General features: G+C 68.1%; 15 protein-coding genes and 1 pseudogene. 6 read left to right on the top strand and 10 right to left on the bottom strand.

Annotation, left to right across the window (positions count from 1 at the left end):
• Positions 1–16: 16 nt before the first annotated feature.
• The gene (locus ABIC28_RS11945) at positions 17–994 is read left to right on the top strand and encodes a pseudouridine synthase (RefSeq protein WP_209927232.1); all 978 of its coding nucleotides are present in this window, start codon (positions 17–19) and stop codon (positions 992–994) included.
• 8 nt (positions 995–1,002) lie between these two features.
• On the opposite strand, the gene ABIC28_RS11940 is transcribed toward ABIC28_RS11945, so the two are convergent.
• Positions 1,003–1,935, bottom strand: coding sequence for a glycoside hydrolase family protein (locus ABIC28_RS11940; protein WP_354579011.1), 933 nt, complete (start codon positions 1,933–1,935; stop codon positions 1,003–1,005).
• Positions 1,936–2,109: 174 nt separating this feature from the next.
• Between ABIC28_RS11940 and ABIC28_RS11935 the strand changes: the two genes are divergently transcribed.
• Positions 2,110–2,562, top strand: a complete 453-nt coding sequence (locus ABIC28_RS11935; RefSeq protein WP_354579009.1) for a hypothetical protein — start codon at positions 2,110–2,112, stop codon at positions 2,560–2,562.
• On the opposite strand, the gene ABIC28_RS11930 is transcribed toward ABIC28_RS11935, so the two are convergent.
• Positions 2,559–2,786, bottom strand: coding sequence for a transposase (locus tag ABIC28_RS11930; RefSeq protein ID WP_179800595.1), 228 nt, complete (start codon positions 2,784–2,786; stop codon positions 2,559–2,561). The two genes, ABIC28_RS11935 and ABIC28_RS11930, sit on opposite strands and share 4 nt — an antisense overlap.
• A 209-nt stretch (positions 2,787–2,995) precedes the next feature.
• Positions 2,996–3,367, bottom strand: coding sequence for a DUF6326 family protein (locus tag ABIC28_RS11925; RefSeq protein ID WP_354579007.1), 372 nt, complete (start codon positions 3,365–3,367; stop codon positions 2,996–2,998).
• Positions 3,368–3,613: 246 nt separating this feature from the next.
• On the opposite strand from ABIC28_RS11925, the gene ABIC28_RS11920 reads away from it, so the two are divergent.
• Together ABIC28_RS11920 and ABIC28_RS11915 are read left to right on the top strand one after the other, a co-directional pair.
• Positions 3,614–4,753: a sensor histidine kinase gene (locus tag ABIC28_RS11920; RefSeq protein WP_354579005.1), complete on the top strand. Its 1,140-nt coding sequence runs from the start codon at positions 3,614–3,616 to the stop codon at positions 4,751–4,753.
• Positions 4,750–5,406 carry a response regulator gene (locus ABIC28_RS11915; RefSeq protein WP_072753353.1) on the top strand — a complete coding sequence of 219 codons (657 nt, stop codon included), beginning with the start codon at positions 4,750–4,752 and terminating at the stop codon, positions 5,404–5,406. The genes ABIC28_RS11920 and ABIC28_RS11915 overlap by 4 nt, the downstream gene beginning before the upstream one ends.
• Here ABIC28_RS11915 and ABIC28_RS11910 read toward each other — a convergent pair.
• From ABIC28_RS11910 to ABIC28_RS11900, 3 genes and pseudogenes are all read right to left on the bottom strand, one after another.
• Positions 5,403–5,729 (bottom strand): annotated as a pseudogene (locus tag ABIC28_RS11910) (integrase core domain-containing protein); the annotation flags it as partial. The gene ABIC28_RS11915 and the pseudogene ABIC28_RS11910 sit on opposite strands and share 4 nt — an antisense overlap.
• A 3-nt stretch (positions 5,730–5,732) precedes the next feature.
• Positions 5,733–7,178 (bottom strand): phytoene desaturase family protein, encoded by a 1,446-nt coding sequence (locus ABIC28_RS11905; protein ID WP_354579003.1) that lies wholly within the window; start codon positions 7,176–7,178, stop codon positions 5,733–5,735.
• A gap of 10 nt (positions 7,179–7,188) precedes the next feature.
• Positions 7,189–8,901 (bottom strand): DUF3556 domain-containing protein, encoded by a 1,713-nt coding sequence (locus ABIC28_RS11900; RefSeq protein WP_354579001.1) that lies wholly within the window; start codon positions 8,899–8,901, stop codon positions 7,189–7,191.
• A gap of 165 nt (positions 8,902–9,066) precedes the next feature.
• On the opposite strand from ABIC28_RS11900, the gene ABIC28_RS11895 reads away from it, so the two are divergent.
• Complete coding sequence (locus ABIC28_RS11895) at positions 9,067–9,657, top strand: TetR/AcrR family transcriptional regulator (RefSeq protein WP_269589416.1); 591 nt, start codon at positions 9,067–9,069, stop codon at positions 9,655–9,657.
• 122 nt (positions 9,658–9,779) lie between these two features.
• On the opposite strand, the gene ychF is transcribed toward ABIC28_RS11895, so the two are convergent.
• The 4 genes from ychF to ABIC28_RS11875 form a co-directional block, all read right to left on the bottom strand.
• Positions 9,780–10,859 carry a redox-regulated ATPase YchF gene (ychF, locus tag ABIC28_RS11890; protein ID WP_072846694.1) on the bottom strand — a complete coding sequence of 360 codons (1,080 nt, stop codon included), beginning with the start codon at positions 10,857–10,859 and terminating at the stop codon, positions 9,780–9,782.
• A 62-nt stretch (positions 10,860–10,921) separates the two neighbouring features.
• Positions 10,922–11,347 (bottom strand): CD225/dispanin family protein, encoded by a 426-nt coding sequence (locus ABIC28_RS11885; RefSeq protein WP_097212381.1) that lies wholly within the window; start codon positions 11,345–11,347, stop codon positions 10,922–10,924.
• A 66-nt stretch (positions 11,348–11,413) separates the two neighbouring features.
• The gene (locus tag ABIC28_RS11880; protein ID WP_143548475.1) at positions 11,414–11,791 is read right to left on the bottom strand and encodes a hypothetical protein; all 378 of its coding nucleotides are present in this window, start codon (positions 11,789–11,791) and stop codon (positions 11,414–11,416) included.
• Positions 11,792–11,815: 24 nt separating this feature from the next.
• On the bottom strand, positions 11,816–12,394 hold the full coding sequence (locus ABIC28_RS11875; protein ID WP_097212379.1) for a class I SAM-dependent methyltransferase: 579 nt from the start codon (positions 12,392–12,394) through the stop codon (positions 11,816–11,818).
• A gap of 156 nt (positions 12,395–12,550) precedes the next feature.
• On the opposite strand from ABIC28_RS11875, the gene ABIC28_RS11870 reads away from it, so the two are divergent.
• Positions 12,551–13,117 carry a LysM peptidoglycan-binding domain-containing protein gene (locus ABIC28_RS11870; protein WP_077042527.1) on the top strand — a complete coding sequence of 189 codons (567 nt, stop codon included), beginning with the start codon at positions 12,551–12,553 and terminating at the stop codon, positions 13,115–13,117.
• The last annotated feature ends 119 nt before the right edge of the window (positions 13,118–13,236 follow it).

Genomic DNA, 13,236 nt, shown 5'->3' with positions numbered 1-13,236 from the left:
GCCAGTAGTCGGTGGGATGATGATGCTCGTGCCGATGCCCTCACCGCTGCCCGTCAAGAACGGGGTCGGACCGACGCGGCTGCGCGTCCCGACGTCCGGGCCGTGGGCGACGATCGCCGAGTATGTCATCGCGAGGTTCGACCACCTGGACGCGGACGGACTGTACCGGCGGCTCGACGCCGGCGAGATCGTGGGCACCGACGGCAGTCCGATCGGTCGCGGCACGGCGCTGGGCGCGTACCCGTTCGTCTGGTACTACCGCGATCTGCCGGTGGAGGACCCGGTTCCGTTCCACGAGGAGATCCTGCACGTCGACGACGACCTCGTCGTGATCGACAAGCCGCACTTCCTCCCGACCACCCCGAGCGGGCGGTACCTGCGCGAGTCCGCGCTCGTCCGATTGCGGGTCCGCCTCGACAACCCGGACCTGACGCCGATCCATCGACTCGACCGCGGGACCGCGGGCCTGGTGATGTTCTCGGCCCGCCCCGCGACGCGAGGCGCCTACCAGTCGCTGTTCGAGAAGCGGCTGGTCACGAAGGTCTACGAGGCGGTGTCGGCGCGACCGAACGGCTGGGACCCGGACGCACCGACGCTCGCCGGGCGCGTCGTTCCCGTCGTCTACCGCAACCACATCGAGGCGCGGCGGGGCGAGTTGCGGGCCGTCGTCGACGACTCACGCGAGCCCAACGCCGAGACGGCGGTCGAGATGCGCAGCACCGGCGTGAGCGCCTCCGGACGTGCCGTGCTGCACACGGTCCTGCGTCCGCACACCGGGCGGATGCACCAGTTGCGGATCCACCTGGCGGCGCTCGGCGTCGGGATCCTGGGCGACCGCTTGTACCCCGACCTGCAGCCCGAGGCGCCGGACGACCATTCCCTCCCACTCCAATTGCTCGCGCGGGAACTGGAATTCACCGATCCGCTGTCGGGGATGCCGCGACGGTTCGTCACCCGCCGGACCTTGAGCGAGGCGCCCGTGTCGGGGCGCTGAGCATGCGGTTACGCAGGCTCTCTCATCACGCCGACATGGCGCACCGTCCCGGAAAGGCCTGGAAGCTCTTGCGCGGGCGACCAGGTGTTCAGCCCATCCGTGCTGTCGGAATAGAGGTACTTTCCCTCGGTGTAGGCGTCGAGATATATCCGCCAGGCGTTGTTCGGCAACTGAACCAGGGCTGGGCCCTCCAGCATCGAGCCCCAATTTCCGGCCGGGACGAACGAATAGGGTCCCGTCACCGACGGCGCGACCGCATGCTCGATGACCTTCTTCGTCTCGTTCTTGGTGAAGGCGTGATAGGTCGATCCCACCTTGACCACGGTGGTGTCGATGTGGTCCGCGCCGATCCCGTCGAGCGGAACGGGCAGGCCCCAGATTCGGAGCGACGGATCCAGCGCGGTCATCAGATACGGCACGAATCCGCCGCCGGTCGACATCGACAGGATGACGCTGACGCGCTCGCCGTCCACGAACCATTCGGGTGCCCAGGCCTTGGTGGTGAACGGCGACAGCGACGGTCCGTCGCTGAACCCGGCCGACCCCGAGGAGCCCGGCGGGCTCGCCGAGCCCGTTCCGTCCCCCGTGCCCGGCAGGAACGCGCAGCAGAGCGGGACCGGCCAGGCCCCCAGGAACGTCCAGTTGATGCGGTCACTGCTGCGCGCGAAGCCGATGTTCGCACCGTCGACTGTCGTGTAAGTGAGGTAGTAGAGCCCGTCCGTGTGCCGGAAGATGCTCGGGTCGCGCACCACCCCTGACGGCGGCCGATACGCCGACAGTCGTAGGGGCTGGAAGTGAGTGGCGTCCCCCGACTCGTATACATCCAGGTCGTGGTCGCTGATGTTACTGAACGTCACCATCGTGTATCGCCAGTCCGGCGGTGCGGCGCCACTGCTCCCAGGGAGCGCGACCAGCAACCCCGCGACAGCGAGCATCACCATCGATATGGCGGAAAAGCCGTTTCGTTTGGTCGGCATCACCTGTGCAGCATCTCTGACAGCAGGCTCACAATGCGTAGCTTTGGCCGCAGGCGCTGCGGATCGTTACCGATGGCGGTGTGGTCGGATGCGCCCGCTTCTCGGAGAGGCGGGCGTATCGACTCCTATGATGCGGGCATGTTCGAGTTCGTACTCTGGGGCTCCACTGGACTCATCGTGGCTGGGCTCCTCGCATTCTGGTGGCGTCAAGATGTCCGAGAACGCAAGGAGGCCGAGCTCTTCAAGCGGTGGGCCAACGCGACGGTATGGAACAGCGATCCATCGGCGAAGATCGTGGTGATATCTCGGACGGTCGAGAATGTCGCCTCGCTCAGCGACGGCGTCGTGGAGATCGAAGCGATCTTGACCTCAGACTCGCCAGTAGTCGCGGAAGCGGGATGGTATCTCCTCATCACGGGCTGGACGGATGCTCGAGACCGTGCGAAACGTGGCGAACCCATCGCGTTCGGGCCCGCTGAGATCCTCGACTCGTTCCCGCCCCACACGCCTGAGCTCGTAGATCGACTGAGGGGGCGAGGGGATCGACCACCTCGCCTCGCGAGTCGACTGCTCGGGCTCAGGGGACTCTAGGGCGTGTCTCCTACTGCGTTGAGCCAGAGCATGATGGCTCGGAGGACGGCTCCGCCGCGGTATGTGAGGGCGAGATTGTCGTAGCGGGTGGCGAGCCCGCGCCATTGCTTGGTCTCGTTGAAACCGCGCTCGATGACGTTGCGACCCTTGTAGTCCTCGGCGTCGTAGGTGACGGGGCGACCGCCTCGGTAGCCGCGCCGCGTGCGGCGCCCATCTGTACCCACTAATCGGCCCTCACAGCACCTGGACCGCTTCCAAGACTTTGATGCCGTTGCGTTTGCCGGTAGGTGCCTTGGAAGGCCCCTACGCGACGTCCCAGTGGTAGTTGGTGTCCCACCGCCAGGAGGCCCACACCGCGGCACCCGAGGCAGATGGCTCCGAACAGGACTGGGACTGCTCTTGGGTTCACGCTTGCTGTTGGGCGCGAACGGTTTCACGGTCCGGGCTGGTCGCCATGGTCGCCGACGGTGCGGGGCCAGGTCCAGGCGTACCGCACGATGAGGGCGAGAAGGATCAATTCCAGAACGATGCCGAGGCCGTAGAAGTACAGCCAGGACGCGCCCACCGCGTTGAATGCCGTGACGGGGACGTAGAGCGAGGCCACGATGAGGTTCGTGATGCGGTTCGCCCGGGCGGGCAGCGTCATCGACAGCACGACCATGAGGATCGGGATGGCCATGAGGGTCAGCGCCGTGGTCGAAAAGATCTGGGAGAGGTCGAACTCGAAGACCTTGCCGTCGAGGATGTCTTCGATGACGCCGGGCGTGAAGAAGTTGAGAATGTCCACGTAGGCGTATAGGAACATGAAGCTTGTCCACGTTGCGGCGAGCTTGGCTCTCACCGGGATCCGCTGGTCTTCCAGTGTGGCGGTGGGTTGACCTGTTCTCATCATGGGCTCCGTTGTTGTGGTGAGGATCGGTAGGTCTACGATCGCTGAGCCCGGCGGCGGGCGCCTCGGCCCGGAGGCTGGGGTTCGCCTGGCCGATGGCATGGTCTCTCTCTCGTTCTTTCGGCGGGTACGCCGAGGCGCGCCGACCCCTAGGCTGTAGCCGTGGTCACTGTCCGGCGCTCCATCTGGCATGAGCCGCGGCCTGCTGACGCCCCACCCATCGGTCGGCTCGACTGGCTGCTTGTGGGCGTGTTCGCGGCCGCCGCCTTGGTCGAGGGCATCGCTCGGCCGGGCTTGGCCTGGCGACCACTTGTGACGGTGCTCGCCCTGGCGGTGATGCCTGCCCTGCTCTGGCGGCGGGGTCGCCCCCTGATGGCCGCCCTGGTCGGGTGGGGCGTCGCCGGGCTGCTCTCGGTCCTCCAGCTGACTGCGCACGCCGAGGACCTCGGCCTCTACTCCATGATGGCCGTCCTGATCCTGCTCTACTCCCTGGTGCGGTGGGGCTCGGGCCGGGAGATGGTCTTGGGGACGGCGTTCGTGACGGCCGTCGTCGCGCTGGGGATGTACGTCTCCTCCGCGGGCTGGGCTGACGTTTTCGGCGGGAGCGTCCTCTTGCTGTTGTTCGTCGCCCTCGCGGCGGTGTTCCGCTACCGCGCGGACCTCTGGCATCGCCAGCAGCGCGAGATCCGCAATCAGGAGCGCGTGAGGCTGGCTCGCGAGCTGCATGACACCGTGGCCCACCACGTCTCGGCCATCGCGGTGCAGGCGCAGGCCGGTGGCGTGGTTGCCGGCATCGAGCCTGAGAAGGCTGCCGAGATCCTGGCCGCGATCGAGTCTGAAGCGTCGCGAACCCTGGCGGACATGAGATCCATGGTGCGGGTGCTGCGTGAGGAGGAAGCCGTCGCCTACTCACCGCAGCTGGGTGTCGCGGACCTGCCTGCTCTGGCGCGCGCGGACGCGACGCCCACCGTCGAGGTCTCGCTGGACGGTTCGTTAACCCGGCTGGCACGACCCGTGGATGCCGCGCTCTACCGGCTCGCGCAGGAGTCGCTGACCAACGCCGTACGGCACGCCCGGAGCGCGACCCGCGTCGGGATCGACGTACGCCGGGAGGGCGACGCCGTCAGGCTGCGTGTCAGCGACGATGGACAGACCGAGCCGGGGCCGGCCCCGGAGCCTGGGTTCGGCCTGCTGGGCATGGCCGAACGCGCCCAGCTCCTCGGCGGATCGCTCTCCGCGGGGCCGGGGCCCGAGGGTGGCTGGGTGGTCGAGGCCGTGATGCCGGTGGAGGCGATGGCATGAGCATCCGTGTTGTCGTAGCCGACGACCAGGACTTGGTCCGGACCGGGCTGGTGATGATTCTCGGCGCGCAACCCGACCTCGAGGTCGTGGGGGAGGCAGCAGACGGGCTCGCAGCGCTCGACCTGGCGACCCGGCTGCGTCCCGATGTCCTCCTCGTCGACATCCGGATGCCCGGGCTCGACGGCGTCGAGGTGACGCGGCGCCTGGCCGGGCCAGACGTGACGGACCCGATGGCGGTCGTCGTGATCACCACCTTCGACCTCGATGAGTACGTCCTCGGCGCCCTACGCGCCGGCGCCCGCGGCTTCCTGCTCAAAGACGCCGGGCCGGAGCTCCTCGTGCAGGCTATCCACGCGGCGGCCAACGGGGACGCGCTGATCGCCCCCAACGTCACCCGCCGGCTGCTGGCGACCTTCGCCGACCAGGCGCCGGTGGTACCGGTCCAGCCCATCGACCCGCTCACCGAGCGCGAGAAGGAGGTGCTCGCGCTGGTGGCACGGGGCCGGACCAACGCCGAGATCGCCACCGAGCTCTTCGTCGGCCTGAGCACGGTCAAGACCCACGTCGCATCGTTGATGACCAAGCTCGGCGCCCGCAACCGCGTCGAGATCGCGATGTGGGCATACGACACCAGACGCGTGAGAGTCGATTAGTGGGTACAGATTGCAGCGTAGGCCCGTGGGGTTCGGTAGCCCAATGATGAGTGCGGCCGGTCGTGGTTGTACTCCTCCTTCCAGTCGCTGATGGTGACCTTGGCGTGGGTCAGGGACCAGAACAGGTGCATGTTGAGGCGACCGTTGAAGGACTCGATGAAGGGGTTGCGCCACGGCTCCCCGGGTGGGATGAACAGCATCCCGGTCCTCGTGCCAGCCCAGTCGGTCAGCGCAGCAGCGATCATCTCCGGCACGTTGTCCAACCGCAGCACCGCCGTGCCACCACCACGAGTGGCCGTGATCCGGTTCAGTTCAGTGGTAACCCGTCAGTCGGCTCGGCGCCGGAGGGGCTGCACATCGACGCCCAGACTGCGCAACGCGCTGGCGGCAGCGCCTGCCCCGCACATTCCGTGTACGCCCGCACCTGGCGGCGTGGAGGCCGAACACAAGAACATGCCATCGACACCGGTCGCGTACGGGTCGAGCGCGAACCCCGGTCGCCCGACCATCTGGAGCGGCGAGTTCGCCCCTCCCCCGATGTCGCCCCCGACGTAGTTCGCGTTGTGACGCTCGTACTCTGCCGGACTGGTCGCGTGCGCTGCGACGACCCGGCCGCGGAAACCGGGCGCGTACGCCTCGATCTGGTCCAGCACGACCTCCGTCGCGTCCCCGTCGTAGCCGGACGGGACGTGCGCATACGCCCAGATCGGATGCACTTCCTCGACCGACCGGGTCGAGTCGGCCAGGTACTGCTGCCCGACGAGCACGAACGGCCGCTCCGGCATCCGGCCCGCGACGATCGCGGCCTCCGCTGCCGCCACCTCGCCGGCGGTGCCGCCCAGATGGACCGTGCCGGCGTGGCGCGCAGATTCGTTGGTCCACGGGACCCCCTCGCGCACGGCCAGGTCCACCTTGAACGCGGCCGGGCCGAACTTGTAGGACCGGTACCGGCGCTGGCCCCGCCCGCCGAGCCGATCACCCAGGATCTCGGCAACCGCCTGCGGAGTCGTGTCGAACAACGTCACGTCGGCGGCCGGCAGGTCGGCGAACGATCGGACCGGAGCGTTGAACTCGATCTCCCCTCCGCGCTCGCGCAGGAGGGAGACCAGCGCCGAGGTGATCGCCTGCGAGCCGCCCTCGGCGACCGGCCATCCGTGACGATGTCCAGCAGCCACCAACATCACGCCCACCGACGCCGACAGCGGACGGTTCAGCGGCTGGAACATGTGCGCCGCGCACCCCATGAACAGGGCCCGGGCCTGCGGTGTGCGGAAGGCCCTGGCCAGGACGGTTGCCGGGAGTCCGGCCCGGATTCCGAACCTGGCCAGGGCGACCGGATGCCTGGGCACTCGCAGGAGCGGCCCGAGCACCTCGGGGGCGAGGGTGTCGAAGGTGCGCGCGAGGGGCCCGAAGACCCTGCGCCAGGCGTCCGCGTCCACCCCCATCCCGGCGGCCGTGCGATCGACGTCGCCGGCCAGCACACCGGCCGACCCGTCCGCCAGAGGATGGACGAGGTCGATCTCGGGCCACCGCCACCGCAGGCCGTGTTCAGCGAGCGGCAGGGTCGCCAGGTACGGCGAGGCGACCCCGAGCGGGTGCACCGCAGAACAGACGTCGTGCAGCAGTCCGGGCAGCGTCAGTTCACTGGTGCGCGCGCCTCCTCCCGGACTTTCGGCACCTTCCAGCACCGTCACCTTCACTCCGTGCCCGGCCAATCGGACGGCGGCGGCCAGACCGTTGGGGCCGGAACCGACCACGACTGCGGTCCTCACGTTCGCCATGTCAGCGGGCCTGAGGGTTTTCGCTCACCGTCACCGGCATGTCGTCGGCCCACGGTTGCCGGTTGACCATGTCCGCGACCCGAACCGTGCCCCGCTCGAACTCACCGGTGGCGGCGTCCAGCAGCCGGTAGGCCTGGGTCTGCTTGTGGATCGGCTGGGCGTCCAGGACCAGGACCCGCAGTTCACCGGAATCGAAGGCACACAGGCTTTGGAGCGTCTCGACGAGCTGCTCGGAATGCAGGTGACCGTCACCGAAGTTCCAGCCGAGCACGACGCCGGCCACCGTCTCGCCGTCGAGTTCGACGTACTCCGTGGTGGGTTGGTCGGCCAGGAGTCGGGGCAGCAGTGCGGCGTGCGCGCGGCCGTGCGTGTGGATCGCGCGGAACGCGAAGCCGGTGAGCCGCGTGACCCGGGCCTCGTCCTCGCCGCCGTAGATCTTCTCCAGCTGGCGGTGCGGCAGCATCGCGAAGCGGATCGTACCGTCGGTCAGCTTCTGCTCGCCGCTGGGCGAGAGGCACCAGACGGTGGTGTCCCAGTTCCCGGCGTAGTACCGCATCCCGAGCAGGAAGCAGATCCGCTCGGGGAACAGGTTGCCGAGGATCACCAGGAGGAAGCTGACGGCCGGGATCAGCAGGACCGCGGGATGCACGAGGTCGTCGAGCCCCAGGGATGCCTTGTCCACGAACAGCGTCAGCACGGCGAAGATCATGAAGACGTTCCACTCGAGCGGCGTCCCCATCGGGATCGTCACGATGATGTGCAGGTGGAACAGGATCATCACGGTCGCCGCGACCGTCGTGACGGTGCCGCCTCCGGAGAGGATCAGTACGAGCGGGACGCCGAACTCGATCGCGGTTCCGCCGTGGGCGAGCAACTTCGAGAGCCCGGAGGGGCGCAGGTCATCGGGGTACGAGCGGGTGAAGAGGTGCTTGATGCGCTTCGTTCGCCACAGCGGGCTGTTCGCCTCCATCGCCTGCACGACCGACGGGAAGTGCACGTTGAGCTTCGAGACCGCCGCACCCCACCAGATACACAGCAGGACGAACTTGGCGGCCACGATGGAGTCGGGGAACGGGACGAGGAAGGTCACGGCAATCGCGCCGTAGACCTCCGCGCGGGCGGCCAGGAAGATCGTCCGGTCACGCAGTCCTATGACCGCGAGCAGTCCCAGGACGACGGCCACCTTCTGCCAAGGCAGCTGAACCGTCCCGGCAGCGGTCGCGGAGACCAACGCCACCAGCAGCGAGACGAGCAGCGCGGCGTACGCGGCGATGTCTACGACGCCGCGCTTGTCTCCGGAGGTGAGCGGAACTCGCCTCGGCCACGGCGGCATCCGGATGGTTCCACGGCGGAACCAGTAGAGGAACGAACCCAACGGCGGCAGGAAGCGCAGGTTCAGGGGCCCGAATCCGCAGCCCAGGCCGGTGACCTCGAAGAGGATGCACCAGAGCACGACCTTCTGCCACACGACCGGCAGGGCCCACCACTGGCCGACGTCGAGCAGGCCGTCCACGCCGGGTGTGGTCAACGCGAACATTGCCGCGCCGAGAATGAACAGGGCGATCTTCGCGAGGTAGCCGACGTACACCACATCGGGTGTCCCGAAACCTTGTGAGAGGTAGTTCTCCGAGAGGATGCGCATCTGGGTGGGTCGGCGGCCGCGGCGCAACTCGTCCGCGTCGATGTCCGGTTCCACCGGTAGCAGGAATCCCATAGGTCCTCCGTAGCGCTCACCGTTCCGACACGCCGTCGCCTCGGTCGGCGACCGGGCCTCCGCGCGGCCGGTCATGGTGGAGAACGTAGTGCTTTGTAGACACTTTGACACAAGTGTTTACAGAAGAATTCTCCGAACTTTTCGACGCCCTATGATCGAGCGGCAATGAGACCCGACTCCAGCGTCGTGCGCGACCGCATCCTGGACGCCGCCGAACTCTGTCTGGCGCGCGACGGGATCCGCCGCACCACCGTGCGCGCCGTGGCCCAGGAAGCCGATCTCAGCCGCGCCTACCTGTACCGGTTCTTCACCGATAAGGCGACACTGCTCTCGGCGGCACTGATCCGCCGGGGCGCGGACTTCTGGGAGGACGCGGCCGATCGGATCGCGCGACAGGACAGCGTGTCCGGCATGCTGACCGAGGCGGTCGTGCTGTCGAGGCAGAATCCCTTGGGGCCGTTGGCCGTTGAACTGGCCGCCCGGGAACCGCACGAGTACGCCGAGATCATGGGCACCTACTCCCAGGACGTGGTCGCCCAGCTGTCCGACTTCTGGGTGGACCGGCTGCGTGACGCCCAGCAACGCGGCCTGGCCCGAGAGGACCTCGACCTGCCCGGGGCGGCGGAATGGCTGGTCCGGATGCTCGTCTCGCTGGTGGGGACGCCGGGATCGGCAGTCGACGTGGACGACCGGGAGGCTCTGCTGGCCTACCTGCAGACGTTTCTCGGTCCGGCGTTCAGCCCAGCGTCACGCTGAACACCTACAGCCACCGTGGCCCGACCCAGACGACAGAACCCGCAGGGCTGCGGACGAACTACTCCGGGCCTCTGCGGGTTCTGTTACGGGCGGGCGGCCTAACAAGCCGTTCGCCTGGGCTTTTACACGTTGAAGCGGAACTCCACCACGTCACCGTCGGCCATCACGTACTCCTTGCCCTCCATGCGCACCTTGCCTGCAGCCTTGGCCGCGGCCATCGAACCCGCCTCGTCCAGGTCCGCGAAGGACACGATCTCTGCCTTGATGAAGCCGCGCTCGAAGTCGGTGTGGATGACGCCTGCCGCCTGCGGGGCGGTGTCACCCTTGTGGATGGTCCAGGCGCGCGACTCCTTGGGGCCGGCGGTGAGGTAGGTCTGCAGCCCGAGGGTGTGGAAGCCGGTCCGGGCGAGCGCGTGCAGGCCGGGCTCGGACTGGCCGATCGAGTCGAGCATCTCCTGGCGGTCCTCCTCGTCCAGCTCGAGCAGCTCCTGCTCGACCTTCGCGTCGAGGAACACCGCGTCCGCGGGGGCGACCGACGCCCGCAACTCGGCGACCTTCGCCTCGTCGGTGAGCACCGCCTCGTCCGCGTTGAAGACGTAAAGGAACGGCTTGGTGGTGAGCAGGCTCAGCTCACGCAGCAGCCCGAAGTCCAGCTTGTCCTTGACGCTGAAGAGGGTCTTGCCCTCGTCGAGGAACGCCTGGGCCTTGACCGCCTCGTCGTGCAGCGGCTTGAGCTCCTTGTTCTTGCGCGCTTCCTTGTCCAGCCGCGGCAGGGCCTTCTCGAGGGTCTGCATGTCGGCGATGACGAGCTCGGTCTCGATCACCTCGATGTCCGAGGCCGGGTCGACGCGGCCGTCGACGTGCACCACGTCGTCATCGGCGAACACACGAACCACCTGGCAGATGGCGTCGGCCTCGCGGATGTTGGCCAGGAACTTGTTGCCAAGGCCTGCACCCTCGGACGCGCCCTTCACGATGCCGGCGATGTCGACGAACGAGACCGTCGCGGGCAGGATCCGCTCGGAGCCGAAGATCTCGGCGAGCCTGACCAGCCGCGGATCGGGCAGCTCGACCATGCCGACGTTGGGCTCGATGGTCGCGAACGGGTAGTTCGCGGCCAGCACGTCATTGTTGGTCAGCGCGTTGAAGAGGGTGGACTTGCCGACGTTGGGCAGTCCGACGATTCCGAGGGTAAGGCTCACGGTCTCCAGAGTCTACGGACCGGGGTGGGCGCCCTGCACACACCGGTCCGTAGACCTGCGGATCAGTACCCGCTGGTGCTGTCCTCGACGCTGCTGATCCCGGCGGCGAAGATCACCGCGAAGAGGATGACGTACAGCACCCCCAGGCCGATAGCCAGCCACAGCGCGATCTGGCCGAGCTGCTTGGTGCGGTCGGAGGCGTACTGGGCACCCTGGTAGTCACCGAGCGCCCACCTCGGGTACACCGAGGACGAGTGGTTGAACGCGGCGAACGCCAGCGGCCAGAAGAAGACGACCGCGGCCACCGCCCAGCCCGCGTTCGACGGCGGCGGCGCGGGCACAGCGCCGGGAACCGGAGGCCCGTACTGGACAGGGGCTTGCATCGGCTGCGGGGCCTGCGCGTGCTGCGGATAGGACGGGTACGCGGGCTGCGGATAAGACGGCGCCGCCGAGGACGTGGGCGCGCTCGCAAGATCGGTCTCGGACATGGTCCCCCCAGAAAGTCAGTCGGATACAGCGCAAGCACCCTATCCGAGCGAGTCGTCGCCCTGTCGTCAGTGCAGGCCCGGACTGCGGGCCTGCACCCATGGCTCAGCGAAGGCGGGCAAAACGAGTAGCCCACGGCCGTGACATGCGGTCTCCCGGCGCTCACAATGAGAAGAGCGCAATCCGAGGGCACCCCGGAACCGCGCGGTGCGCCACGCCGCCACCAGGAGGATCACCATGACCAGAAATTCACTCCGCGCAGCGATAGTGGCCGCGGCCACGGTGCCGGTGATCGCGTTCGGCCCTGCCATCGCCGCCGCCGGACCGGCATCGCCGATCCCCGCGCCCGTCCAGCCCGCATACCTCAACCCACAGCAGGGCCCCTTGGGTGCCGCGCTGACCTGCTCGCCCTTGGCCTTCATTCCGTTCGCCGGGCCAATCGCCATAGCCTGTTGGGTCTGAGGCGGCCGCTACCCTCGCTTGCGCGCGACCGTCACCGCCCACGTCGCGTCCGGCCGCCAGGGCCTCAGATCCCACGTCGCGAAACGCTGCTCGAGCACCAGCCCGGCCGACTCCAGGTCCGCGTCGAAGTCGCGGACCGTGTACCGGTAGTCGGTGGCGAACCCGGTCACCAACACCCCGCCGTCGGCCAGGTGCGCGGCAAACCGTTGCAGCACAGTCCGTTCCGTCCCTGGTTCGAGGAAGATCAGCACGTTCCCGGCCGCGATGATCGCGTCGAACACCTCGCCCGGCAGGTCGAGTTCGGCGAGGTCCGCCCGGTGCACGGTCAGTTCCGGGTGCGTCCGCGCGGCCTCCACCAACACCGGATCCAAGTCGACCGCCGTGACATGGTGACCGCGCCTGGACAATTCGACGCCGACACGCCCGGTGCCACATCCGGCGTCGAGTACCCGCGAACCCGGCGCGATCACGGCATCGACCATCCGGGCCTCCCCGTGCAGATCCACGCCCTGCGCCGCCAACTCCTCGAAACGCCGGATATAGGCGCGTGATTGCTCTTCGTTACGTTCGTTCTCCCAGCGCGTCACATTGTTCAGACTATGTTCAGATCGCCGTTCAGCCCCAGCGAAACTCTTTCGCGCCGCGTACGCTCTGTGAGCACGCCGAGGGCTGGATCATGCGGTCCCCGTGTGGATCAGCACTACAAGCGCTTCACCGACGATCACCTCTGAAAGGGGAACAACGTGGCGGACACCTTGCAGGCCGGTTCGAGCCTCACGGCCGGACAGTCGATCACCTCCAACAACGGCGCCTACGCGCTGACGCTGCAGGACGACGGCAACCTCGTGCTCAGCGAGGGCGGCAACGCTGTGTGGGCCAGCAAGACCAACGGCAAGAGCGCAGTCAAGGCCGACCTGCAGGACGACGGCAACTTCGTGCTGTACACCGAAGGCAACGACGCCGTGTGGGCCTCCGAGACCTCGGGTAACTCCGACGTCAAGCTGGTCGTCCAGGACGACCGCAACGTGGTGCTGTACGCGGGCGACAAGGCCGTCTGGGCCTCGGACACTGCCGTCGAGGTCGTGGCCGAGCCGGAGCCCGAGCCCGCCCCCGTCGCCCCGGCCGCCGCCGAGGCCCCGCCGGCGCCCCCGGCCCCGCGCACCCACACCGTCGCCCCCGGCGACACCCTCTGGGACCTCGCCACCCACTTCTACGGCGACGGCAACCAGTACCAGCGCATCGCCGACGCCAACGGCATCCCGAACCCGGACGCCATCAACGTCGGCCAGGTTCTGACCATCCCGGCGTAGTACACCCGCTCCACCCGACACGGCGGTCCCGGATCTCATTTCCGGGGCCGCCGTGTCGTTTTCGGCGCCCCGCACGCCGGGTGCAACACTCGGTCGACCCGACCGGCAATGGACGTGAC

This window comes from Rhodococcus sp. PvR044 (assembly GCF_040548995.1).
Lineage (GTDB): Bacteria > Actinomycetota > Actinomycetes > Mycobacteriales > Mycobacteriaceae > Rhodococcus_G > Rhodococcus_G oryzae.
The sequence above is the reverse complement of the archived record's forward strand: the minus strand, read 5'-3'. Positions and strand labels throughout refer to the sequence as shown.

Coding starts and splice junctions, on each gene's coding strand:
- ABIC28_RS11915 (WP_072753353.1), top strand. CDS start 4,750: ATGAGCATCCGTGTTGTCGTAGCCGACGACCAGGACTTGGTCCGGACC.
- ABIC28_RS11945 (WP_209927232.1), top strand. CDS start 17: ATGATGATGCTCGTGCCGATGCCCTCACCGCTGCCCGTCAAGAACGGG.
- ABIC28_RS11935 (WP_354579009.1), top strand. CDS start 2,110: ATGTTCGAGTTCGTACTCTGGGGCTCCACTGGACTCATCGTGGCTGGG.
- ABIC28_RS11895 (WP_269589416.1), top strand. CDS start 9,067: ATGAGACCCGACTCCAGCGTCGTGCGCGACCGCATCCTGGACGCCGCC.
- ABIC28_RS11925 (WP_354579007.1), bottom strand. CDS start 3,367: ATGTTCCTATACGCCTACGTGGACATTCTCAACTTCTTCACGCCCGGC.
- ABIC28_RS11900 (WP_354579001.1), bottom strand. CDS start 8,901: ATGGGATTCCTGCTACCGGTGGAACCGGACATCGACGCGGACGAGTTG.
- ABIC28_RS11940 (WP_354579011.1), bottom strand. CDS start 1,935: ATGGTGATGCTCGCTGTCGCGGGGTTGCTGGTCGCGCTCCCTGGGAGC.
- ABIC28_RS11885 (WP_097212381.1), bottom strand. CDS start 11,347: ATGTCCGAGACCGATCTTGCGAGCGCGCCCACGTCCTCGGCGGCGCCG.
- ABIC28_RS11880 (WP_143548475.1), bottom strand. CDS start 11,791: ATGGCGATTGGCCCGGCGAACGGAATGAAGGCCAAGGGCGAGCAGGTC.